Source organism: Bryobacter aggregatus MPL3, assembly GCF_000702445.1.
GTDB classification, from domain to species: Bacteria; Acidobacteriota; Terriglobia; order Bryobacterales; family Bryobacteraceae; genus Bryobacter; species Bryobacter aggregatus.
The window spans coordinates 730,645-751,127 of sequence record NZ_JNIF01000003.1 but is presented as its reverse complement, the minus strand read 5'-3'; the positions used below and the strand labels follow the sequence as shown (position 1 = coordinate 751,127).

Genomic DNA, 20,483 nt, shown 5'->3' with positions numbered 1-20,483 from the left:
ATGCAGAACGATCGTTCTGCCCGGGTGGCGAAATCGGCAGACGCAACGGACTTAAAATCCGTTTTCTCGTAAGAGGAGTGCGGGTTCAAGTCCCGCCCCGGGCACCATTTCAGATTTTTTCATTGCCGGCGTCCAATTGGGGACGCCGTTTCTATTTCCGGAAGACTGGTTTTGATCGAATGGGCCAGACGCAGACTGCATTGCTTGTTTTGTCCCCGAAGGTCCTTACGGGCAGGGACTCTCCCTTCTGAATCTGAAGAATCGTGGATGGAACATTTTCGTGAGCATTGCACGAATTGGCGAGAATGACCCAATCGTAGCTCTGGCCTGCAGCTAGGTCTTGGCTGTTTCCGTACTGCATGCTGGAGGGGACGCATAGGATTCTGGTGCGCTCGGGCTGAGTTTCCATCACAGTCTTGATCTTCTGCATACGACACTGGATTTTCGTCTGATCGCCGCGCCCATCTCCGATTGGCCTTGTTCGCGCGTCCATGCAAATCAGTGTGGCAATCCAATCGTTGTCGCCATAGGGCAGTGGGTTCTGGGGATCGCAATCCTGCGTACACGGGGAGTAGACCCCGTGTTCCAAGCCATCCGGCGAAGTTTTGCTTGTGAGTCGAATGGGGGGCGCGAACCCATTAATCAAAAATGCTGAATTGGACCGATCTAGGCTTGGTTGAGGGATCAATATCCCTGCCACGAATACGGTTTCGAACTCAATGCAAAGTTCTTCAATTTTCTTCATTGCATCGGCTACTTCGGTGCTGGATGGTGTGGGGATTGGCGTGCCTCTGTAATCACCAACGTTGAAGGCTTCTGGAAGGACAATGAGCGAACCGCTTAGACCTTCCTTCTTGGCTTCTAGCTGATGGCGCAATGCCTGGATAGGGTTTTCATACCCTGCCATGAAATGGAAGAAGCCAACTTTTGTGAGGTTGCGAACCTTTGCAACTGCGGGGTAGCCATCCTTTCTGCACGGAGATGGGGTGGGTTTGCTCATCGTCGATTTGTCCTTAAGTGGGGAGCTGAAGGCTGATGCAAGCATATGTATCACAGCTGTCCTTGGTTCCTGGCGCCTCGCCCGGAGTGAGTGAAGCTTCATGATTCCCTCGATTCTTCTGACCCTACTTCCACAAAATGTCGCACTAAGAATAAACTTCCGTAGTGTCTCTTCCGGATTGGGTGAAAAAGTGGGAGAGTTTTTCCGATCGCATCTTTTGGGCGCTTTCTTCCAATTGGCCTAAATCGTGCTACAGATTCTCAGCATGAACGCTGTTGTGATTGATTCCACCTCCCCCAATCCACTTACTGATTCGTGCGTGCCGCTCACTGAGCAGGAGTTTGCGGACGCTTATACAAAAAATTTCCGGCGCACCGTACGTTTTCTCGCCTCCGGTGGAGCGGGGCTCGATGCGGCCGAAGAGATCGCTCAAGCGGCCTGGGCCCGCGGCTGGGAGTCACGAGCCCAACTCCGGCACGCAGAAGCATTGAATGTTTGGATTAACTCAATCGCGAAGAATTTGCTGCATTCGTACTATCGCCGCATGCACAGCTCCTCTGAACTTGCTGAGTCCATGTTAGTTGGCGCTCCAACGCCTCCTAGTACCATGGACATCGAACGGCTGGTCAGTAACTGCACCGACAGTGAACGAAACCTTCTCAACCTGTATTACGTGGAAGGGTACACAAGCAAAGAGTTATCGGTCACATTTGGTTTATCGGCAGTCGGCGTTCGCGTTCGTCTGACTCGTTTGAAGCAGAATCTTGCCGCGAAAGCCAGCCAAAGAGCTGGCGCAGATTTTGTTTCCACGCAAAGAGCTGCGTAATTTTCCTACCGATTCCATTAAGGAGCCAGCGCTTTTGACCACAGAGGGTCATGTCCGTCTACGGTTTTGGTCTCCATCAGTTCTGCTCTTGTCCCGTCGGGATCAAAGAGATTTAGCTGCCGCCGGCGATTGATTCCAGTTCTGATCTCGAGCGGCCGGGTGTAATTCTTCCGTGCAGGTAAAGTTTCAAGGACCGCCAGCGCCTGTTTGATATCCGGAACGGCAAGGCAGAGGTGATGTGCGCTGCCGCGCTTGGTCTCTTCCGGCTTCTGGGCATAAAGCATGAGCTCGATATAGTCCTCGCCGTCTGGCACTCTGAGGTTCACCCAGCTCAAGACCTTCTCGTCTTTACTCCCTCGCCAGAATTCCTGGAAGCCGAGGAGGTCCCGGTAGAAACGCATCGAGGGCTCAAGCGCCGTCACAATCACGCCAACGTGCATGATATGTGATGAAACGCCCCTGGCTTGCAGCTTGCCCTTCTCGCGCATACTCCAACCATCGGGTTCGTATTGTACAAACTCGATCGTGTTTCCATCCGGATCCTTCACGTTGAAGTTCTTATTCTTGATTCTTCCGATGCCCACCTTCTCTGGTACCGCTACCCCTTTCGACGCGAGGTAGTTCCGCATCCCCTCAATGTCATCGGTCTCAACCGAGATATGATTCAGCCGGTCCGTATTGGCTTTCTTTTCTGGGAAGAGCTCAATGTACTGTCTGTCATTGACCTTGAAGAAAGTCATCGACAAGCTCCCGTCGGGATTCTGTAAGGAATAAGGCTCGGAAAACCCGAGTAGGCCATGGTAATACTCGCGTGCCTTTTCCATATCGGAGACATAGAGCGCGATATGCGCCACCCCCGTGATCTTGGGCCGTTTCAGTTCTGCAGCGCTGCAAGCCAGGCCCAAGGCCAGCACGAGTCCAATGATTCGCATGCCCACACCCTATCACTCGCTTATCCTGAATGCCATGACGGTTTTAGAACTGCGAGAGTTTTACACGGAGCGGCAACAGCATCTCCGAGCCAGACTTGCCGCCGCAGGGAGAAGCCGCACTCTATCTGGTCTTGTCTTGATTGCCGCGGCCGTTGCGATTGGCGGGATTACGATCCTGTCCCTGCGCGAGGGCAGATCTCCCTTCTGGGCCATCGCTCCGCTTCCAGTGGCCATTGGCGCACTGCATTTACGGACCCGCTCGACAGCTCGCGAAGATCGCGATTCCCGCCTGGCGGATTTCTACGCTCGAGGCTCTGCGAGACTGGCCGGCACTTGGCATGGGACCGGGCCCAGCGGGGCTGGCTTTGAAGATCCTTGCCATCCCTATGCGAGTGATCTGAACATTCTGGGCGCTTCCTCTCTCTTTCAATTGCTCTGTACCACGCGCACCGCGATTGGCCAGCGTGGCCTTGCCGCCTACTTGCTTTCTCCTCCATCCCTGGCTGAGTCCGTGGCACGGCGCGAAGCGGTCTGCGAGTTGGCGCCGCAAACGCAGCTGCGCGAACAAATCGCCGTACTCGGCAACTTTGCGTTTTCAGAATCGACCTGGGAAAGTTTTGCACAGTGGCTCGATTCGGAAGTGATGGAGCATCGGAACAGAATCCGGATCGCGGCCTGGGCCTTGCTCGCTGTGCTGCTGGTGTTTCTTGTCTTGGGGATCGCATTACTCCTTCCCTGGTCGGTGGTCTTGCCGTCGCTCTGCGCCGTATTGCTGCTGCGCGGCGCGATTGGGCTCTTCTGCCGCAGCCAGGTGCAGGAGAAGCTTGCCGTACTCCGCTCGGTCGCTGCAGAAATCTCTGTCTTGCGGGAAGGACTCGGGCTCCTGGCGTTGCAATCCTTTCAGTCGGCAAAATTGCAAGCGCTGCAGCAGCAGGTGACGCATAGCGTTGCATCGCTCGGGCGTCTGGAGCGTCTGCTCCGGATGTTGTATGAGCGTGATAAAGATTGGTTTTATGGTCCTTCTCTCTTCCTGCTCTTTGCCACGCAGCTTTGCCTGGAGATTGAAGTTTGGCGAGATGAGCATCGGGCAGAACTACGAGTGTGGTTGGATGCCTGGGCAGAGTTTGAGGCATTGCACGCACTGGCGAATTATGCCTTTGAGAACCCGGATCACGCTGCGGCCGATCTGGTCCCGGAGGAGGAACTGTGTTTTGAAGCGAGCGCAATCGGGCACCCACTGCTGGCGCGCGATGTTTGCGTTCGCAACGACGTGCAACTCAATCGAGGCACGCGCTTTCACCTGGTGAGCGGTTCGAACATGTCTGGCAAAAGCACGCTGCTGCGTGCCATTGGGTTGAACCTCGTCCTGGCCCGCAGTGGTGCTCCGGTGTGCGCCCGCACATTGCGGATGTCCGCGTTGTCGGTTGCGACTTCGCTCTCTGCCTCGGATTCGCTTGCCGAAGGACGTTCCCGCTTCCGGGCCGAGATCGAAAAGCTCAGTCAAATTCTGGCCGCGACGACACAGCGCCCACCCGTCCTCTTTCTCATTGACGAGATCTTTGCCGGCACCAACTCAAAGGACCGCCGCATCGCTGCCGAAGCCGTGGTCCGGACTCTCATCGAGCGGGGGGCGATCGGCGCGCTCTCCACCCACGATCTTGCCTTGACCGAGCTGGCCGATGCCCCGGAACTCCATGGCGCCAACCTCCACATGGGCTCGGCTGGCAATGGCGATCCGATGGAGTTTGACTACATTCTGAAGTCAGGTATCACGAATGAGTCGAATGCTCTCGAAATTGCCAGGCTTGCCGGCGTTCCGGTGTGAGGCCTGTTCCTGATCCCTCCGGGCCTCCTCGCGAGGATTCTCTACAGCGTAAGACTTACCTGGACTCGCAGCTTTTACAAGGTTCCTCCTCACGTGTATTTTGTCCTTCTGTAGCAATATCAATCACTTAAGAGAGTTCGAGAGTTTGGCCCCCGGCTTGCAATCTAAGAGAGTGCAATGATTTCGCTTTCATTCACACTCGGAGGCAGCAACCGACGCTTTAACGGCGGTAGTGTGAATGAACCCTCTGGCAGTACGCGTTGCAATTCGGGTGCTTTCACCGGCACCGGGGCAGGCATTGTGACGCGTTCTGCTGGGGTTTCTGCCGAAACGAATCTCAGCGTGCCAAAAGACAAAATAACAAGGAGCATTACCATGAACTCTCTCTTCCGTACGACGTCAATTGCCGCTCTCGCGCTGGCGCCTTTCATCACCGGCTGCGCCACCAAGAAATACGTCAAGACGACTGTCACCCCCATCAACCAGAAAGTTGGCGAACTCGACGCCACCACCCAGGCTCAGGCGAAGTCGATTGAAGAAGCAGAGCGAGGGATCGCTCGGGCTGACGAACGCGCTCAGGGCGCCGAAGGCAAGGCCGATGCAGCTCAAAAGGACGCCACTCTGGCTCGCAAAGAAGCTGCCGATGGCCGTGCTCTTGCAGAGCAAGGGCTGACACGGGCCGATCAGTTAGGCAAGGACATGAACGCGATGAATTCCACCATGAACACGCGCTTCGAGAACATGCAGAACTTTAAGCTCGCCAACACCGATCAGGTGCTCTTCCGGATCAACCAGTCCGAACTGGATAAGGATGGAATGGCGTCGATCGACAACTCCATCGGCAAGGTCACGGAAAAGAAGAACTACGTGGTCGAAATCCAGGGCTTTACCGATAGCACCGGGAATAAGGCTGCCAATATCGAACTCAGCAAGAAGCGCGCTGACGCCGTGGTCCGTTACTTGACCACCAAGCACAACATTCCGCTGCACCGGATCTTTGTGGCCGGCTACGGAGCTGAAAATGGCGTTGCCGACAACAAGACACGCGATGGCCGCAAGCAGAATCGCCGCGTCGAGATGAAGGTCTTCGTTTCTGCCGATCAGGCCGGCACGCAGACGACGGCTTCCGCGAACTAGTTTCCTCTCGCTGCACACCCACCCTCTCCACTTCTGGACGCAGTGAGCACGCCCAACGCAACCATGCGTTGGGCGTGCTTTTATTTGATCAAGGCGCGGGAAAGGACTTCGGCTCGTTCGGCCAAATTCTCGGCACGCACCAAGTCGACCTTGCGGGCCTCTTCGGCCTGCTGCGCAAAGGTTTTCACTTGTTCAATGAGTTCTCTTTGGGCCCCATCGGGGCTCAGCTTCTCGGCGCGGGAAACGATCAGCATCGCCTTATCGAGATACTGCTTGATCCGTCGATTGCGCTCCGCAATCTCCTGGTTGCCTAAAATCGGCTGGAGGGTCAGAGCAGGTGCCGGTGCGGGCACGGTAGCTGCAGGTGTTTCCGGGCTGGGCGTGGTGCTGGGCTGCTCTTGCGGCAGGGCGGCATTCCCCGTTGGGCGACGTGTCCGGGCCGGTTTTGCGGGCTTGGGAGCCTCAACTGGGGGGGGCAGCGTCGGCATCTCCTGGGTTGCCGTTTCTGGTGGCTGACGCACTGCGCCGGGAGTCAGTTGCGGCGGGGCTGGCAAGGGCTGCGGCGGGCCCGGCTGCGGCGCAGGGGGGATCACGATTGACGCTTTTCGCGGCTCTCGCTTAAAACTACAGCCCTGCTCCACTAGCAGACTTGCTGCCAGAGCCAAGCCGCCTTTGATCCGCCACCACCTACGCATTAATCCTCCACCAATTCTGGGAATCGCAGCTCGAAAGTCGTCCCGACTCCAGGCGTGCTGCGGAAATCGATACTTCCATTGTGCAACTGTACGACGCGATATGTAACCGCCAGTCCGATTCCGCTTCCTTTCGACTTGGTCGTAAAGTAAAGTTGAAAAATCTTCTCCCGGCTCTCTGGAGGGATGCCGACGCCTTGATCCGAGAGTTCCACGATGATCTCATCCACTCCTTTGTGGATTTTGACAACCTGGTCGCCCCCTTCGGGCATGGCATCCATCCCGTTGCGGAGCAGGTTCAAAAACGCCTGCTTGAGCAGATCGGGGTCTCCCTGGATCTTGGCCGGTGCCTGGTCCCAGTCGACTACGAGATTCACGCGATTCTTTTGCGCCTCTGGCATCAGGAACTGTGTCATTCCGGTGATGAGCTCAAACAAGTCGAGAGGGGCTAACTTCAATTCTACCGGCTTGGTGAAGTCGAGAAATGTCTTTACCACCCGGTCGAGCCGGCGGGTCTCATCCCGCAGAACGCGGATTTCCTCTGCTGCCTCCTCATCGTGAGTGCCGATGCGCTCCTTCAGAATCTCAAGATGGAGGCCAATCGAGTTCAAAGGATTCTTAATTTCATGGGCTACTCCGCCGGTTAGCCGGTTCAACGCACTCAGGCGCTGGGAAACATCGAGTTGGTTGGAGATGCTGAGCTTGGCGTCGGCGTCGCGAATGGTCAACAAATAGCCCTTCGCCTCCAGGACGTCGAGGTCGAGATGGATGCGCTTGCCTTCGAGCATCACTTCCGCACCATTGATGCCTTGTTTTAAGGTCATCGCGCTCTGGATCAGATCGCCTGCAGGGGTCCCCGGCGCAAAGAGTTCGCTGAGCGGCTCGCCGGCAATCTCCCAGCGGCCCCGTCCCAAAAACTTTTCCACCGCTCTTCCAGCATTCACCAGGTTCTGCTCGGCGTCGAAGAGCAGAACCGCGTCTTCCATACGCCCGATCAGGTCCCGGACATTGCCTCGCGCCTGGGCGAGATCCTCACGGGCTCCGCGTACCTGTTCGCCCAAAAGGCTCAACTTACTCTCCACCACCTGTACTTCTTGGGACTCCTGCACTTGCGGCTGGCTCAAGGCTTCCCCGCGGCTCACCTTATCAATGGCCTCACTCAGGCGCCGCAAGGGGAGAAATGCGAGATTGCCGGTGAGCACTGCGATTCCCAACGCCACCAGCAGCGAGATTCCCAGGGCAAAGAACAGATTCTCGACTTCCGGTTCGAGCGTATTGTTCAATAACTCACTCGACAGCAGTACCCGCACCTCGAAGAGTGGCTTGTCGCTTCCCTGGAGGCCCAGCGGAATGATGGTTTCGTACTCATCGCGACGCATCACCACATGCCAGATCTGGCGGGCGCGGCCCATCTTTTCCCAGTCCGTGACGGCCATGGCCCGGCGGGCTACTTTGCCAACGCTATTCGGATTTGAGCTGGCGACGATGATGCCGTCCTGCCCTTTGATGTCGATCTCGACCACGGTGCGCGTGGAAGCCATGGTGTCGCGCAACAAGCTCGACAGCGCTTTGTCTTCTGCGGCCATCCGCCTCCACTGGGTCTCGGTTTCCTCCAGAGAAGAAGAGGGCGGACTCAGCTTGGAATATTCCGTCACGCGCTGCACCAGCAGGGTTTGCGCCTGGCTGGCGAGGAGCATCGATCGCTCGGTGGCTTCGCGAAAGAGAACAGAGGCGACGGTAAAGAGGCTGAGCAGGGAATAGCCCACTGCAACCGCCATGAGCGGGAGCAAGATGGTCAGCCGCAACCGGCTTTTAAGTGTCATCGGCTCCGTACTGCTTCAGCTTGTTGTGAAGCGTCTTGAGACTGATCGCCAGGATCTCGGCCGCACGAGTCTTGTTCTGCTTGGTATGCTCCAGCGTCTTGAAAATCAATGCTTTTTCGGCATCGTCGACGGTGGTGCCCACGCGCATGACGATGGTCTCAGGATCATTGGATGCAACGGGCGGGGCTTCTGTTCCGGGCGGCGTGGGCAGATGGGAAACGCGAATCAAGCCCTCCCCGGCCAGGATCACGGCGCGCTCGATGACATTGCGCAGCTCCCGGATGTTGCCCTGCCATTGCCTGCGGCGCAACGCCAGCATGGCTGTTTCCTCGATGCCTGAAACCCTCACCTCATGCTTGTGGTTGAGTTGCTGGATCAGCGTCTCGCAGAGGATCGGCAAATCGTCCATGCGCTCCCGCAACGGCGCTAATTCCATGCGGAACACATTCAGACGGTAAAACAGGTCCTCCCGGAAGGTGCCTTTGCTGATGGCGTCCTCGAGCTTGCGATTGGTGGCCGCGAGAATGCGGACATCCACTTCCATTTCGCTCTTGCCTCCGAGCCGCCTCACTCGCCCATCTTCTAAGACGCGCAGGAGTTTGGCCTGCGTCGACACGGGCATCTCCCCGATTTCGTCCAGCAGCAAAGTGCCGCGATGCGCAAGTTCGAAACAACCGGCCCTCCGCTCAAGCGCGCCTGTAAAGGCGCCCTTCTCATGCCCAAAGAGCTCACTTTCGATCAGGCTCTCGGGGAGCGCGGCGCAGTTTAACGCCACAAACTGTTCTTTCGTGCGGGAGCTCAAGCCATGAATGGCGCGAGCTACTACTTCTTTACCGGTACCGCTTTCGCCGGTGATCAGCACGGATGCCTTAGTGGGGGCTACCTGCTGGATGATGCGGTAGAGCTCCTGCATCACCGGAGTCTGGCCAACCAGGCCGCCCAGGCGTCCGTCGTAGCTGAGCTGCCGCTCGAGAACTTCCTTGTCCTCGCTCAATCGCCTTGCGGTGAGCGCGCGGTCCAGCAGTAGTTTGAGGGCCTGGGTATCGAGGGGTTTTTCGAGGAACCAGAAGGCCCCGAGTTCGTGAATGGTTTTGAGCGCGGTTTCGAGGCTCCCAAATGCGGTCACCACAATTGATTGCGGCGGATTCGGCTGTTCCCGCAATCGCGCGAGCAGACCGGGGCCGTCCATGACCGGCATCATCATGTCGGAGACCACCAACTGTGCGGGCCAGACCTCGAGGATCTCCAGCGCCTCTTCCCCGTGCTGCGCCTGACGGACTTCATAGCCCCAGGCTCCGATCAGCGAGGATAAACCCCGCCGTTGATTCTCTTCGTCGTCGACGACGAGGACGCGCGCCTTAAACTCCTGCATACTCAGGTACTTTCCTCCGCACCGTGACCACTGCTTGCGCTTCGGCGCTCCGGCCCTCGCCTACCGGGCCTACTTTTTCTGCGGTCTTGAACTTCACGGACACCAACTCCAGACTGAGCCCCAGATGTTTTGCGATGTTTTCGCGAATGGCGGTCCGGAAGTCTTTCAGTTTCGGCTTCTCGAGAATCACGGTTGTATCGAGATGCACCAACTCAAAACCCTTTTCCGCGAGCAGACTCTTGGCGTGCAGTAGAAACTGCATGCTTTCGGCGCCTTTCCATCGCGGGTCTGTGTCCGAGAAGTGCATGCCGATATCGCCTAAGGCGGCTGCACCCAAAAGAGCATCGGTAATCGCATGCAGCAGGATGTCGGCGTCCGAGTGTCCATCGAGTCCAAACTCGCTCGGAATGGTGACTCCACCAAGGATCAAGGCCCGCCCGGAGGCGGTGCGATGGGAGTCCCAACCGAGTCCGCTGCGGTACTCGTAGCTCACTGCTGTTCCTCAGCTAAAAAGTGCCGGGCGAGGGTGAGATCGGTTGGCTTCGTAATCTTGATATTCCGATCGCTCCCGGGCACAACCCGCACTTCGATCTGATCGAGGCGCTCCACCAGGCTCGATTCGTCGGTGCCGTTGAAGCCATCCTCCTTCGCTTTCGCAAAGGCCTGCTTGAGCAACTGTGTCGTGAAGACCTGGGGCGTTTGTGCCAACACCAGGCGATCGCGGGAAATCGTCGTCTGGATCTTATTCAGGTGCACCTGCTTGACGGTGTCGACGGGCACAATTCCAACAATGGCCGCACCGCATTCCGCCGCTTCGGCAATCACTTTCTGGATCATGGCCTCGTCGGCAAAGGGACGGACCGCATCATGCACCGCCACCAGATCGACGTCATCGGCCACGGTCGCCAGGGCGTGTTCGACGCTCTCATGCCGCGAATCGCCGCCTTCCACTAGCCGTACCGGCTTGGGGAGTGGTACTCCTGCAATCATGGCGCGGACGTCATCCATGTCTTCTGCGCGGCAAGCAACGATGATTTCATTGATGCTGCTGATGTTCGCAAAGCGGCGCAAAGTATGGATCAGGATCGGCGTTCCGTCGAGTTGCAAAAACTGTTTCTTCGCGCTTTTTCCCATACGCGTACCGAGCCCTGCCGCCGGTAAGATGACGCTAACTCTCATAGTTTCAACCATTCTTATTGTAGTAGTTGACGTATGGCGAATAAAAGGCGAAAATGGGGCTAATTCTCCCTATGCAACTCGTCGGTATCGCGAAGGCGGCTGCGGTGGCTCCGCTTTTGGAATCCAAACGCACAGTCACCTACAGCCACCTCGCGACCGGCAAGTGGATCAATCGCGTGAGCGGGGAGCGGTTGCCCTTCCAGTGGTCGATCAATCCTTACCGGGGTTGCGAGATGGCTTGCCAGTACTGCTATGCCCGGTATACCCATGAGTTTATGGAACTACGGGAGCCAGAAGATTTTGAGACGCGCATCTTTGCGAAGGTCTGGAATGCGAGCGAGTTTCGCCGGGAGTTGGCGCGGGTTCCGAAGTCGCAGGCCATTGCAATAGGCACCGCGACAGATCCTTATCAACATGCTGAACGGCGCTACGAAGTGATGCGGCAGATGTTGGAAGTTTTCGCCAACGAGAATGGCCGCAAGCTCTGGATCACCACCAAGAGCGATCTTCCGGCCAGAGATGCCGAACTACTGCAGCGTGTCGCGATGCGCAATGTCCTTTATGTGAACTTCACGATCACTACCCTCGATGCGGAACTCGCACGCGGCTTGGAACCCAAAGCGCCCCGCCCTGATTTGAGACTGGCTGCGATGAAAGAACTGACGATGCTGGGCGTCCGCTGCGGTGCGATGGCCTCGCCTGTGCTGCCTGGCATCAATGACCAGGAGAGTGCCTTGCTGGCTGTGGCCGAGCAGGCAAAGGACGCAGGCGCGCACTGGTTCGGCGGCGGCGTTCTGTTCTTACGGAGCCCGACGCGGGAAGTGTTTTTCGATTACCTGCGGCGGAAGTTTCCCGCGCTGGCGGGTCGCTATGAGGCCACTTACTTCGCCAATGCCCGGCCGACAGCGGAGTACCACCAGCAAATCGAAGAACAGTTTGATCGGATCCGCCGCGCGACCGGATTGAGCCGCAAAGCGACGCCTTACTTGCCTCCCGATTGGGAGCAAGGCAGCCAGATGAGTCTTGCTTTGTAGCGTAAAGTACTCTATTATCTGCCTATGGGCCTACGCGCCGATATGCACGAGCACGCGCTCGACAACATCAAATTCATCCGTTCGACGATGGAGAACGCGACCGCTTTCACTGCGCTTCCGGGCTACGGGATGGCTGTGGTTGGTCTCTCTGCTTTGGTGGCCGCCTGGCTGAGTGGCAGAACCCAAACCGACGAAGGCTGGCTTGCGGTGTGGACTGCCGAAGGAATGGCCGCCATCCTGCTGGGCTTTCTCGCGATGATCTTCAAAGCAGGGCAATCGGGGATGTCGCTGCTGTCGCAACCGGCCCGGCGCTTTGCACTGGGTTTTGCCCCGCCACTGCTGGCGGGAGCTGCTCTCACTGCGGCTGCTGCGCGTGTGAATCATTACGGAGAGGTGCCGGGGATGTGGCTCTTGCTCTACGGCGCGGGTGTGAGCACTGGCGGCACCTTCAGTGTCAAAGCCGTGCCGATCATGGGGCTCTGTTTCATGGCGCTCGGTGCGATTGCGCTCTTTCTGCCCTATGAGTTCAGGAATCTGATTCTGGGGCTCGGATTTGGTGGGTTCCATCTTGGGTTTGGGTTGTGGATTGCGAGGAAGCATGGCGGTTAGAGGGAATGCAGTGCGGATGATCGAGCCCGCGATGAATCTCGATCAGTTGATCCACGAGCGGGTGCGTCTGGGCATCGTCAGCGCGCTCGCGGCGAGCAAGAGTTTAACCTTCGGGGAACTGAAGGAGATTCTGGAACTGACCGACGGAAATCTGAGCATTCACGCGCGGAAGCTGGAAGATGCCGGCTATGTCTCGGTGCGCAAGTATTTTGAGGGGCGCCGTCCGCAGACGGCCTATGAACTGACTGCGGTGGGCCGCAAGGCCTTCGAGAAGTACGTCAATCACATGGAAGCGCTGATCCGGGCGATGAAGCCGAAGGAGAAGTAGAGTTTTGCACGTCGCCATCATTATGGACGGCAATGGACGCTGGGCCAAGCGCTTTGGCTGGCCGCGCCTGGCGGGCCACAAGCAGGGGGCGGAGAGTGTCCGGCGGGTGATTCGCCATGCCCCGTTGGCCGGTATCGATACGCTCACGCTCTATGCCTTTTCGAGCGACAACTGGAAGCGGCCCCAGGAGGAGATCTCCGGCTTGATGCGGCTGCTCGCGCATTTCATCGAGCGCGAAGTGCCCGAGTGTTGTGCGAACGGAGTTCGTCTCGAGTTCATTGGCCGCCGCGACCGCTTGCCGGCGACTCTGGTGCCTGCGATGGAAGCCGCGGAGCGGCAGACGGCGACGGGACGGCGCGTCCGGGTTCGTATTGCCATCGACTATTCCTCGCGCGACATGCTGCTGGCTTCGATGCGTCCCGGTATCTGCCGCGAAGAACTCAGCCAGAAGCTGGGGCCGGATGTAGATCTTCTGATTCGCACGGGCGGCGAGAAGCGCTTGAGCGACTTTCTTCTGTGGGAATGTGCCTACGCGGAGTTTCACTTTACGCCGGTCTCCTGGCCCGATTTCACCGAGAGTGATCTGGAGGGGGCGGTGGCTGAGTTTCGTCGCCGCGAACGCCGCTTTGGCGAAGTGTTGGATCCCAGTGCCGCCTAGCCGTTGTACGATTGGCATGAATGAACCGACGTCTCTTTCTGGCCGCTGGCGCTACGGCAACCGCATCTGCATTTGAAACCACGCAGAAGAAAACAAATAGTCTGATTGAGTTGCGCTACTACAAATTGCGCAATACCAGCGATGGGATGCCCAAGCGTCTGAACGATGACTTGGCCAACCGTTATCTGCCCGCACTCCAGAAGCAAGGCATCAAGCAAGTGGGGTTCTTCGGGAATCTGATTGGCGCTGCCAGTCCCTATGTCCTGCAGGTGACGGAGTTCAAGAATCTGGCGCAGTTGGAAGCGAGTTGGGAGATTGCCGCCGCTCTCGATTATGTGCGCATGGAAACCAGTCTGTTGCGCAGCTTTGACGGGCTGCCGGCGCTCGAGATGCCGGCTGTGGAGGCCGGGCGCGCGCCGCGCGTGTTTGAGTTGCGCACTTACGAATCGAATAACTTCCGCACGCTCGGCAAGAAGGCGGGGATGTTCAACAACGGCGAGATTGCGATCTTCCGCAAGACCGGACTGAATCCGGTCTTCTTTGGAGAAACGATCTTCGGCGCCAATCAGCCGAATCTCACCTATATGCTGTGGTACGACAGTCTGGCGGCCCGTGAAGCGAATTGGAAGAAGTTCGTGACGCATCCGGAGTGGGACAGGCTGAAGTCCACCCCCGGCTTGAGCGATGCCGAGATTGTTTCCAACATTTCGAATTCCATGCTGAACCCACTCGCCTACTCACCGATCAAATAGACAATCACCATGTGGATGCTCTTCTGTCTTTTTCTTCTTTCCTTTCAGGATCACGATAAAGCACCGGAACGAGCCGCGCCTTATTATCCGACTCCTCAGGTGGTGGTGGAGCAGATGCTCAAGCTGGGGGGATTGCGGCGGGGCGAGAAGCTTTATGATCTCGGTTCCGGCGATGGCCGCATCGTGATGCTGGGCGCGGCGAAATTCGGCGCAAAGGCCGTGGGGGTGGAGTTGGATCATGGGCTGGTGCAACAAAGCCGGGCGTCGATTGCGAAGCTGAAGCTCCACCCGGCTGCGCAGATCATGGAAGGCGATCTCTTTGAGCAGGACTATTCCGACGCCGACCTGATTACGGTCTACCTCCTTCCTGTGACAAACATTCGTCTCTCTCCGGTACTCGAAAAGAAGCTGAAGAAGGGGGCTCGTGTGGTCTGCCACGACTTTGAGTTCACCGAATGGAAGCCTGAAAAGACTGAGACCATCGAAGATAATGAGGGGCGAAGTCACACGCTCTTTCTCTACCGCCGATAGAAAAGGACATCATGAACGTCAGGGGTGCATCGGAACCAAAGTATCTGTCGCCGTTGTGGTGGCAGAGCCTGGCTGTCATCCGGACCATTCTGGCTCTCGCCTTTCTGGCGGTGGGCAGCGCTGCGACACGCACCTTGCCTTGGCTCGTGCTCGCCATCGCTTCTGCTTTCACGATCTATAGCCTGCTGGCCTTGCTCTGGAGGGACGTGGAGCAATACTGGCCTCCGATGCTGAGTCTGGGGATTGACGTCATCATCTTCCTGATCTTTGCGCACTACTCGGCCGACCAGTCCCTGTGGTTCCACTCTCTTTTCTACGTCTATCTGCTGCTCGAGGCGGCGATTGTTCATACCTGGCGCGAGGTGTTTGCGGTGCTCGTCCTATGCCAGGGTTGCTTTCTGCTGATTCGTCCGCCGCATGGGGACGTGCTGCAACCGCTGGTGATGCTGGCCGGAATCCTGGCCTGCACCTTGGCGCTCGAGAAGCGTGTGCTGGGCGACCGCCTTGACGATGCCCTGTTCCAGATTGGCCTCTTGCGTGGTGAGGCCGAAAAGATCCGCGAGATCGAGCGGCAACGCATCGCCGATGACTTCCATGACGGTCCGCTCCAGAGTTTCATCAGCTTCCAGATGCGTCTGAACGTGGTGCAACAGATGTTGAGCCGCGACCTTGCCAACGGACTGAAAGAATTGCAGGATCTGCAGACGATTTGCCGCACGCAGGTGGCCGAACTGCGCGCCTTTGTCCGCAGCATGCGGCCGATTGAAGTGGAGGGCGAGAGCCTGTCTACCGCGATTCGCCGTTTGGTAGAGAATTTCAGAAAAGACACAGGGATTTCGGCCAGCTATTCGAGCCAGGAAGTGACCGGAGAGCCAGAGAGCTTTCTGGAGGTGCTGCAGATTGTGCGGGAATCTTTGAATAACGTGCACAAGCACTCCAAGGCCTCGCGGGTGGCGATCTCGCTGACCAAGCAGGGGGAGATGCTGCATATCGAGATCGAAGACGATGGCACCGGCTTTCCTTTCAGTGGGAGTTACGATTTAGGAGAGATGGAATCTTTGCGTGTGGGGCCCGGCAGTATCAAGCGCCGGGTGAGGAGTTTGGGTGGGGATGTGGTGGTGAGTAGCCGGCCGGGCCACGGAGCGACGTTGCGAGTTCGCGTCCCGCTATGAGGCCTGTATTGCTGCTGTGCGTGCTGCTGAGTTCCTGCGCGCCGTATGCGGACTTCGGTCTCCCAAAGCCAACGGCTGGTCCTGCGCTAAAACTCGACTGGAAGACGCAGGCGGCGCCAGTGCTGGTGCGTGGCGATGCCGTCGATGTGCTGAATCCTTCCGTGGCCCAATGGCAAGGCCAGTATTGGAATCTCTACTCGGTCTTTGATGGCAAGGTCTGGTATACGGCGCTGGCGCTCTCGCCGGACGGGCTGCGCTGGGCTCCGCAAGGCAAAGTGTTGGGTCTGACCGAAGCTTGGGAAGGGGATTATATCGCTGCGAACGGTGGTGTCGTGGCGGCGGGTAAAGAGCTTCTCTATGCCTACCAGGCGGGTGAGAAGGGCAAGACCGTCATCGGAATCGCACGTTCAAGTGATGGCCGGAATTGGAAGAAACATGCGGGGCCGGTGCTCACCCAAGGGCCCAGGATGAGCTGGGATGAAGTCAGTCTCGGCGATCCTTATCTGATTGAAGCTGGTGGGGAATTTTACCTGTTCTATCTCGGAGAAGACCGGGCCCGGCGGCAGCGCCTGGGCGTGGCCCGCAGCAAAGATGGAGTCCAATGGACCAAGCAGCGGGCGGCACTGTTGGAACTCGGCGGGGCTGGAGATTTTGACGAGAATGGACTCGGCGAGCCCGCGGTCTTTTCTGCAAACGGGAAATGGGTGATGCTCTATACCGGTCGGGATCGCAAAGAGAAGCGGGCAATGGGCTATGCGGTGTCCACAGACGGGCATCACTGGGAGAAGCAGAAAGAGCCGGTCTTACGTGGAGACCAGCCGTGGAACGCGGCTGTTGTTTGTGATGCGACGGTGTTGGTGGAAGGCAATCGAGCCCGCATCTGGTTTGGCGGTGGGGATTTGCCGAAGCCCGATGAGCGTCTGAATGGGCAAATCGGTTACGCGGAACTCAGCGCTCCTGACTAAGGGCTATCCTGCTTTTTCGAGCCGTGCCATCGCCTCCCGCATCGCTTCGCCGAGCAGGGGTTCGACCACGCGCGAGGTGCAGACCAGTCCGCTGCTTTGGGTGAGCGTTTGCTCCATCGCTTCTGCCTGACCGGCATATTCCAGAAGTTGGCACTGCACTGCGGCGAGGACGATGCCGGGCTTGGCGACAACCACCCGGACGGGGTGGCCCAAGCGCTCGGGAAGCGCCTCTTGGACTCCGGTTTCGAGGGTTCTCCACGATTTTAGATCGGGCAGCTTTCCGGTCCGGTCTCGAAAATCGTAACGGACCAGGCAAAAGCGGTCCCAGCCCCGGATCGCGCGGTCCAGCGTGAGGAGGCTGTCGGAGGCATGTTGCGAGCCCGGGCCCGGAAGACCGCGTTGCTTGCGGAGTTCGCTTCCGTTGACGTCCTCATGCAAGCTGCTCACCAGACTTTGGCTCTCCCGCTGCCGCTCTTCCATGCAGGCTTCCAACTGCGATACTTCTGTGTTCAGGCGGGCGCGCATCTCTCCCAGATCGTGACAGCCTGCCAGCAGTTTGAGCTTCTTCGTGATGCCCTGCAGGCGAACGGCGTAGCGTTGGTCATAACCTGAAAGCTTTTCGGTAAACTGTGCCACTGCGCCAATCACCGCTTTGGCTTCCCGCTCTTGCGACTCCAGATAGTTGCCAATCTGGGCCCCATAGCTCTTCAGTACCTCAGTGGTTTTCTCGGTGCGTTGCACCAAGTGTTCTGCCGACGGCTTGCCCGGCATTTCATCGACGATCTGCAGCAGACTCCGCCGGTGAGGTTCGCAGATCTGCTTGGGCGCCAGAGGGATGGATTCCGCCATGACCAGCAAACTCCTGCGCCAAAGCTGCAGCGCTGCATCTCTGGCCTGCTCGATCCTGTCGAGTACGGTCAATTGATCCGAAAGAGAGTTGGACTTCTCTGCGGGGCCGGATTGAAAAAGGTTGCTGATTCTGCTCACTGCTCGGTGCTCAACAACCTTATCGGCGAGGGCGGACGGCTTTAGAGCATTTGACGCAATTCGTCGAGCTGCAGGCGTCCGGTGTAGATCGCCATGCCGAGCGCCGAATCGATCTGCAAGGCGCTCAGGGCCCGGATGTCGTCGATGGTGGTGATGCCGCCGGCGGCGGTAATCGGCAAGCTGGTGGCGGCGCGCAGTTGCGCAAACCAGTCGAGGTCCGTGCCTTGCAGCATCCCTTCCTTGTCGACATAGGTGCAGAGAAAGCCGCCGCAATAGGGCTCCAGTTGCTGGATGACATCGACGGCGGTGAGGTCTGTTGTCTCCTGCCAACCCTTCACCACGATCTTGCCGAACTTCGAATCGAGCGCGACCAGAATCCGCTCCTTGCCGACGGCAGCGGCAATGTCTGCCAGCGCCGGCGTGAAGGCAGCCGTGCCGACAATCACCTGATGGGCTCCTTGCCGCACCAGCGCCTCTGCGCGCGCGGGAGTGCGCACGCCGCCGCCGACGCGGCATTTCGCGCGCGCCGCCAGCATCTCGACGATCGCATCGTTGGCGCCCCGGCCCATGGCCGCGTCCAGGTCAATCACCTGAATCTCCGGGAAGCCGGCAAAGCGCTCCAGCATCACCAGCGGAGCTTCTCCCTCCAAAGCCTTTTCGCGGCCCTGGACAAGCTGAACGACTTTGCCGTCCTGGAGGTCAATACAAGGAATGATCATGCGTTGTTCCTGATGGGGATATTGTATTTGGCGAGAAACGATTTGAGATCGTTCACAGTGTAGGTTCCGTAGTGGAAGATGCTCGCGGCAAGCGCGGCATCGGCCTCGCCGTCGGTCAACACTTCGAGAAAATGTTCGGGTGTGCCACCGCCGCCGCTCGCAATGACGGGGATGTGCGTGGCCCTGCTGACGGCGCGGGTGAGTGCACAGTCAAAGCCCTGCTGCACGCCATCGGTATCCATCGAGGTGAGTAGAATCTCACCGGCGCCCAGCGCCTCGGCCTGCTGCGCCCATTCGACAACGTCGATATGTTCATCGACCCGGCCACCCTTGGTGTAGACGCTCCACTCGCCGGGAGCCTTGCGCCGCGCATCGATGGCCAGCACCACGGCTTGCGCGCCAAACTCATTCGACAATTCGGTGATCAGCTCCGGACGGCGTACGGCAGCGGTATTCACGCTTACCTTGTCCGCGCCGGAAACCAGAATCCGTCGCGCGTCGCGCACCTCCCGGATGCCGCCGCCCACCGTGAGCGGAATGAACACCCGTTGCGCTGTCCGGAACACCACATCGACCATCGTGTTGCGTTCGTCCGAGCTGGCGGTGATATCGAGAAAGACCACTTCGTCAGCGCCTTGTTCGTTATAGCGTTGCGCCAATTCCACCGGGTCTCCGGCATCGCGCAGATTGACGAAGTTGATTCCTTTGACTACCCGGCCAGCCGTGACATCGAGGCAGGGAATGATTCGTTTCGCAAGCATTTAGGCCAGCTCCAGAAAATTGCTCATGATCTTGAGGCCAGTGGCGCCGGACTTCTCCGGATGAAACTGCACGCCATAGACGTTGTTTTCTTCCACCACAGCGGAGAAGGGGAACTGGTAGTCGCAGGTCGCCGCTGTCGCGGCAACAGGCGGCGCGTAATAGCTATTGGCAAAGTATACGTAGATCGGATCAGGCAGCCCGCGCAGCAGCTTGCTATCGGGGCGCGGTGTGAGCGAATTCCATCCCATGTGCGGCACACGCGCCGTGTTGGGGAAGCGCTCGATACGTTCGGGATAGAGCGCGAGCCCCTTCTGATCGGGAGCCTCGCCGGAGCCCGAAAACAATGCCTGCATGCCCAGGCAGATGCCAAAGAAGGGGTTGCCGGCGCGGATCTTCTCGAGAATCGCCTCGCGCAGACGCAGCACATCGAGCGCCACCATTAACTGGCCAAAGTGGCCCACGCCCGGCAGCACCAGCTTCTCGGCGGCCAGCACGGCCTCTGGCGTATCGATCAGCTTGTAGCTGGCACCCAATTCCGCAAGTGTGTTCTGTACAGAGCGCAGATTGCCCGCCCCGTAGTCGATGATCGAAATCATAAAAGCTCTTTCGTAGACGGAAGCTGATCTTTCATCCGCGCATCCTTCGAGCAGGCATACTTCATCGCGCGGGCAAAGCACTTGAAGATGGCTTCGATCTTGTGATGGTTCGAGCGGCCATAGAGCACCTTCGCGTGGAAGTTCGCCTTGGCATGCTGCGTAAAGCCATCGAAGAAATCGATCAGCAACTCGGTCTGCAGGTCGCCCACATGCACCACCTTCACCAGATCCTTGTAGACCAGCGCCGGACGGCCGCCAAGGTCGACGGCGCACACGGCCAGCGTCTCGTCCATGGTCTGCACAAAGTAGCCGGCGCGGTTGATGCCCTTGCGGTCTCCAAGCGCCTGTGAGAAGAGCTGCCCGAGCACAATGCCCGCGTCCTCCACGCTGTGGTGCTGGTCGACGTCGAGATCGCCGGTCACCTCCAGCTTCAGATCAAAGCCGCCATGGCGGGTGAACAGCTCGAGCATGTGATCGAGAAAGCGGACACCGGTCGAGATGGTGTACTTCCCCTTGCCCTCGATTTTGAGGCTGCCGCGAATCTGCGTTTCTTTCGTAATGCGTTCGATCGTTGCACTGCGCAT

General features: G+C 58.3%; 23 protein-coding genes and 1 tRNA gene. 12 read left to right on the top strand and 12 right to left on the bottom strand.

Annotation, left to right across the window (positions count from 1 at the left end; all coding sequences use genetic code 11):
• Nucleotides 1-18: 18 nt before the first annotated feature.
• Nucleotides 19-107: transfer RNA gene (locus tag M017_RS0103900), tRNA-Leu, on the top strand.
• A gap of 44 nt (nucleotides 108-151) precedes the next feature.
• On the opposite strand, the gene M017_RS0103895 is transcribed toward M017_RS0103900, so the two are convergent.
• Nucleotides 152-1,000, bottom strand: a complete 849-nt coding sequence (locus M017_RS0103895; protein WP_155121226.1) for a carbon-nitrogen hydrolase family protein — start codon at nucleotides 998-1,000, stop codon at nucleotides 152-154.
• A 265-nt stretch (nucleotides 1,001-1,265) separates the two neighbouring features.
• On the opposite strand from M017_RS0103895, the gene M017_RS0103890 reads away from it, so the two are divergent.
• Nucleotides 1,266-1,826 carry a sigma-70 family RNA polymerase sigma factor gene (locus tag M017_RS0103890; RefSeq protein ID WP_155121225.1) on the top strand — a complete coding sequence of 187 codons (561 nt, stop codon included), beginning with the start codon at nucleotides 1,266-1,268 and terminating at the stop codon, nucleotides 1,824-1,826.
• A 17-nt stretch (nucleotides 1,827-1,843) separates the two neighbouring features.
• On the opposite strand, the gene M017_RS0103885 is transcribed toward M017_RS0103890, so the two are convergent.
• Complete coding sequence (locus M017_RS0103885) at nucleotides 1,844-2,758, bottom strand: VOC family protein (protein ID WP_051669487.1); 915 nt, start codon at nucleotides 2,756-2,758, stop codon at nucleotides 1,844-1,846.
• Between the two features lie 34 nt (nucleotides 2,759-2,792).
• Between M017_RS0103885 and M017_RS0103880 the strand changes: the two genes are divergently transcribed.
• Both M017_RS0103880 and M017_RS27360 read left to right on the top strand, forming a co-directional pair.
• Nucleotides 2,793-4,583 carry a MutS-related protein gene (locus tag M017_RS0103880; RefSeq protein ID WP_162179828.1) on the top strand — a complete coding sequence of 597 codons (1,791 nt, stop codon included), beginning with the start codon at nucleotides 2,793-2,795 and terminating at the stop codon, nucleotides 4,581-4,583.
• Between the two features lie 375 nt (nucleotides 4,584-4,958).
• Nucleotides 4,959-5,720, top strand: coding sequence for an OmpA family protein (locus M017_RS27360; protein ID WP_162179827.1), 762 nt, complete (start codon nucleotides 4,959-4,961; stop codon nucleotides 5,718-5,720).
• 80 nt (nucleotides 5,721-5,800) lie between these two features.
• Here the strand turns inward: M017_RS27360 and M017_RS29125 are convergent, their stop codons facing one another.
• The 5 genes from M017_RS29125 to ispD form a co-directional block, all read right to left on the bottom strand.
• Nucleotides 5,801-6,313 (bottom strand): hypothetical protein, encoded by a 513-nt coding sequence (locus M017_RS29125; RefSeq protein ID WP_155121224.1) that lies wholly within the window; start codon nucleotides 6,311-6,313, stop codon nucleotides 5,801-5,803.
• 101 nt (nucleotides 6,314-6,414) lie between these two features.
• On the bottom strand, nucleotides 6,415-8,235 hold the full coding sequence (locus M017_RS0103865; protein WP_080507483.1) for a sensor histidine kinase: 1,821 nt from the start codon (nucleotides 8,233-8,235) through the stop codon (nucleotides 6,415-6,417).
• Entirely contained in the window at nucleotides 8,225-9,607 is a 1,383-nt protein-coding gene (locus M017_RS0103860; protein ID WP_031495949.1) for a sigma-54-dependent transcriptional regulator, read from the bottom strand. Before M017_RS0103860 ends, M017_RS0103865 begins: the two co-directional genes overlap by 11 nt.
• Nucleotides 9,594-10,100 carry a 2-C-methyl-D-erythritol 2,4-cyclodiphosphate synthase gene (gene ispF, locus M017_RS0103855; RefSeq protein WP_031495948.1) on the bottom strand — a complete coding sequence of 169 codons (507 nt, stop codon included), beginning with the start codon at nucleotides 10,098-10,100 and terminating at the stop codon, nucleotides 9,594-9,596. Before ispF ends, M017_RS0103860 begins: the two co-directional genes overlap by 14 nt.
• Nucleotides 10,097-10,786, bottom strand: a complete 690-nt coding sequence (gene ispD, locus M017_RS0103850) for a 2-C-methyl-D-erythritol 4-phosphate cytidylyltransferase (protein WP_031495947.1) — start codon at nucleotides 10,784-10,786, stop codon at nucleotides 10,097-10,099. The genes ispF and ispD overlap by 4 nt, the downstream gene beginning before the upstream one ends.
• 71 nt (nucleotides 10,787-10,857) lie before the next feature.
• On the opposite strand from ispD, the gene M017_RS0103845 reads away from it, so the two are divergent.
• From M017_RS0103845 to M017_RS0103810, 8 genes are read left to right on the top strand one after another with little or no spacing between them, the layout of a single operon-like run.
• Nucleotides 10,858-11,820, top strand: coding sequence for an SPL family radical SAM protein (locus M017_RS0103845; RefSeq protein WP_051669484.1), 963 nt, complete (start codon nucleotides 10,858-10,860; stop codon nucleotides 11,818-11,820).
• A 24-nt stretch (nucleotides 11,821-11,844) separates the two neighbouring features.
• Entirely contained in the window at nucleotides 11,845-12,429 is a 585-nt protein-coding gene (locus tag M017_RS0103840) for a hypothetical protein (protein WP_031495943.1), read from the top strand.
• A complete protein-coding gene (locus tag M017_RS0103835) occupies nucleotides 12,419-12,757 on the top strand; it encodes a winged helix-turn-helix domain-containing protein (RefSeq protein ID WP_080507481.1) in 339 nt (112 codons plus the stop codon). The genes M017_RS0103840 and M017_RS0103835 overlap by 11 nt, the downstream gene beginning before the upstream one ends.
• A 4-nt stretch (nucleotides 12,758-12,761) precedes the next feature.
• Entirely contained in the window at nucleotides 12,762-13,415 is a 654-nt protein-coding gene (gene uppS, locus M017_RS0103830) for a polyprenyl diphosphate synthase (protein WP_031495939.1), read from the top strand.
• A gap of 20 nt (nucleotides 13,416-13,435) precedes the next feature.
• The gene (locus M017_RS0103825) at nucleotides 13,436-14,167 is read left to right on the top strand and encodes an NIPSNAP family protein (protein ID WP_031495937.1); all 732 of its coding nucleotides are present in this window, start codon (nucleotides 13,436-13,438) and stop codon (nucleotides 14,165-14,167) included.
• A gap of 9 nt (nucleotides 14,168-14,176) precedes the next feature.
• Complete coding sequence (locus M017_RS0103820; protein ID WP_035957649.1) at nucleotides 14,177-14,698, top strand: class I SAM-dependent methyltransferase; 522 nt, start codon at nucleotides 14,177-14,179, stop codon at nucleotides 14,696-14,698.
• 11 nt (nucleotides 14,699-14,709) lie between these two features.
• The gene (locus M017_RS0103815; RefSeq protein WP_031495933.1) at nucleotides 14,710-15,870 is read left to right on the top strand and encodes a sensor histidine kinase; all 1,161 of its coding nucleotides are present in this window, start codon (nucleotides 14,710-14,712) and stop codon (nucleotides 15,868-15,870) included.
• Entirely contained in the window at nucleotides 15,867-16,835 is a 969-nt protein-coding gene (locus M017_RS0103810; protein ID WP_080507480.1) for a glycoside hydrolase family protein, read from the top strand. Before M017_RS0103815 ends, M017_RS0103810 begins: the two co-directional genes overlap by 4 nt.
• A gap of 3 nt (nucleotides 16,836-16,838) precedes the next feature.
• Here the strand turns inward: M017_RS0103810 and M017_RS0103805 are convergent, their stop codons facing one another.
• The 5 genes from M017_RS0103805 to hisB are packed head-to-tail and all read right to left on the bottom strand — an operon-like array spanning nucleotide 16,839 to nucleotide 20,483.
• Entirely contained in the window at nucleotides 16,839-17,822 is a 984-nt protein-coding gene (locus M017_RS0103805) for a hypothetical protein (RefSeq protein ID WP_031495929.1), read from the bottom strand.
• Between the two features lie 41 nt (nucleotides 17,823-17,863).
• Complete coding sequence (locus tag M017_RS0103800; RefSeq protein ID WP_031495927.1) at nucleotides 17,864-18,541, bottom strand: 1-(5-phosphoribosyl)-5-[(5-phosphoribosylamino)methylideneamino]imidazole-4-carboxamide isomerase; 678 nt, start codon at nucleotides 18,539-18,541, stop codon at nucleotides 17,864-17,866.
• Nucleotides 18,538-19,302 carry an imidazole glycerol phosphate synthase subunit HisF gene (gene hisF, locus M017_RS0103795; RefSeq protein WP_031495925.1) on the bottom strand — a complete coding sequence of 255 codons (765 nt, stop codon included), beginning with the start codon at nucleotides 19,300-19,302 and terminating at the stop codon, nucleotides 18,538-18,540. Before hisF ends, M017_RS0103800 begins: the two co-directional genes overlap by 4 nt.
• Nucleotides 19,303-19,899 carry an imidazole glycerol phosphate synthase subunit HisH gene (hisH, locus tag M017_RS0103790; protein WP_031495923.1) on the bottom strand — a complete coding sequence of 199 codons (597 nt, stop codon included), beginning with the start codon at nucleotides 19,897-19,899 and terminating at the stop codon, nucleotides 19,303-19,305.
• Entirely contained in the window at nucleotides 19,896-20,483 is a 588-nt protein-coding gene (gene hisB / locus M017_RS0103785; RefSeq protein ID WP_031495921.1) for an imidazoleglycerol-phosphate dehydratase HisB, read from the bottom strand. Before hisB ends, hisH begins: the two co-directional genes overlap by 4 nt.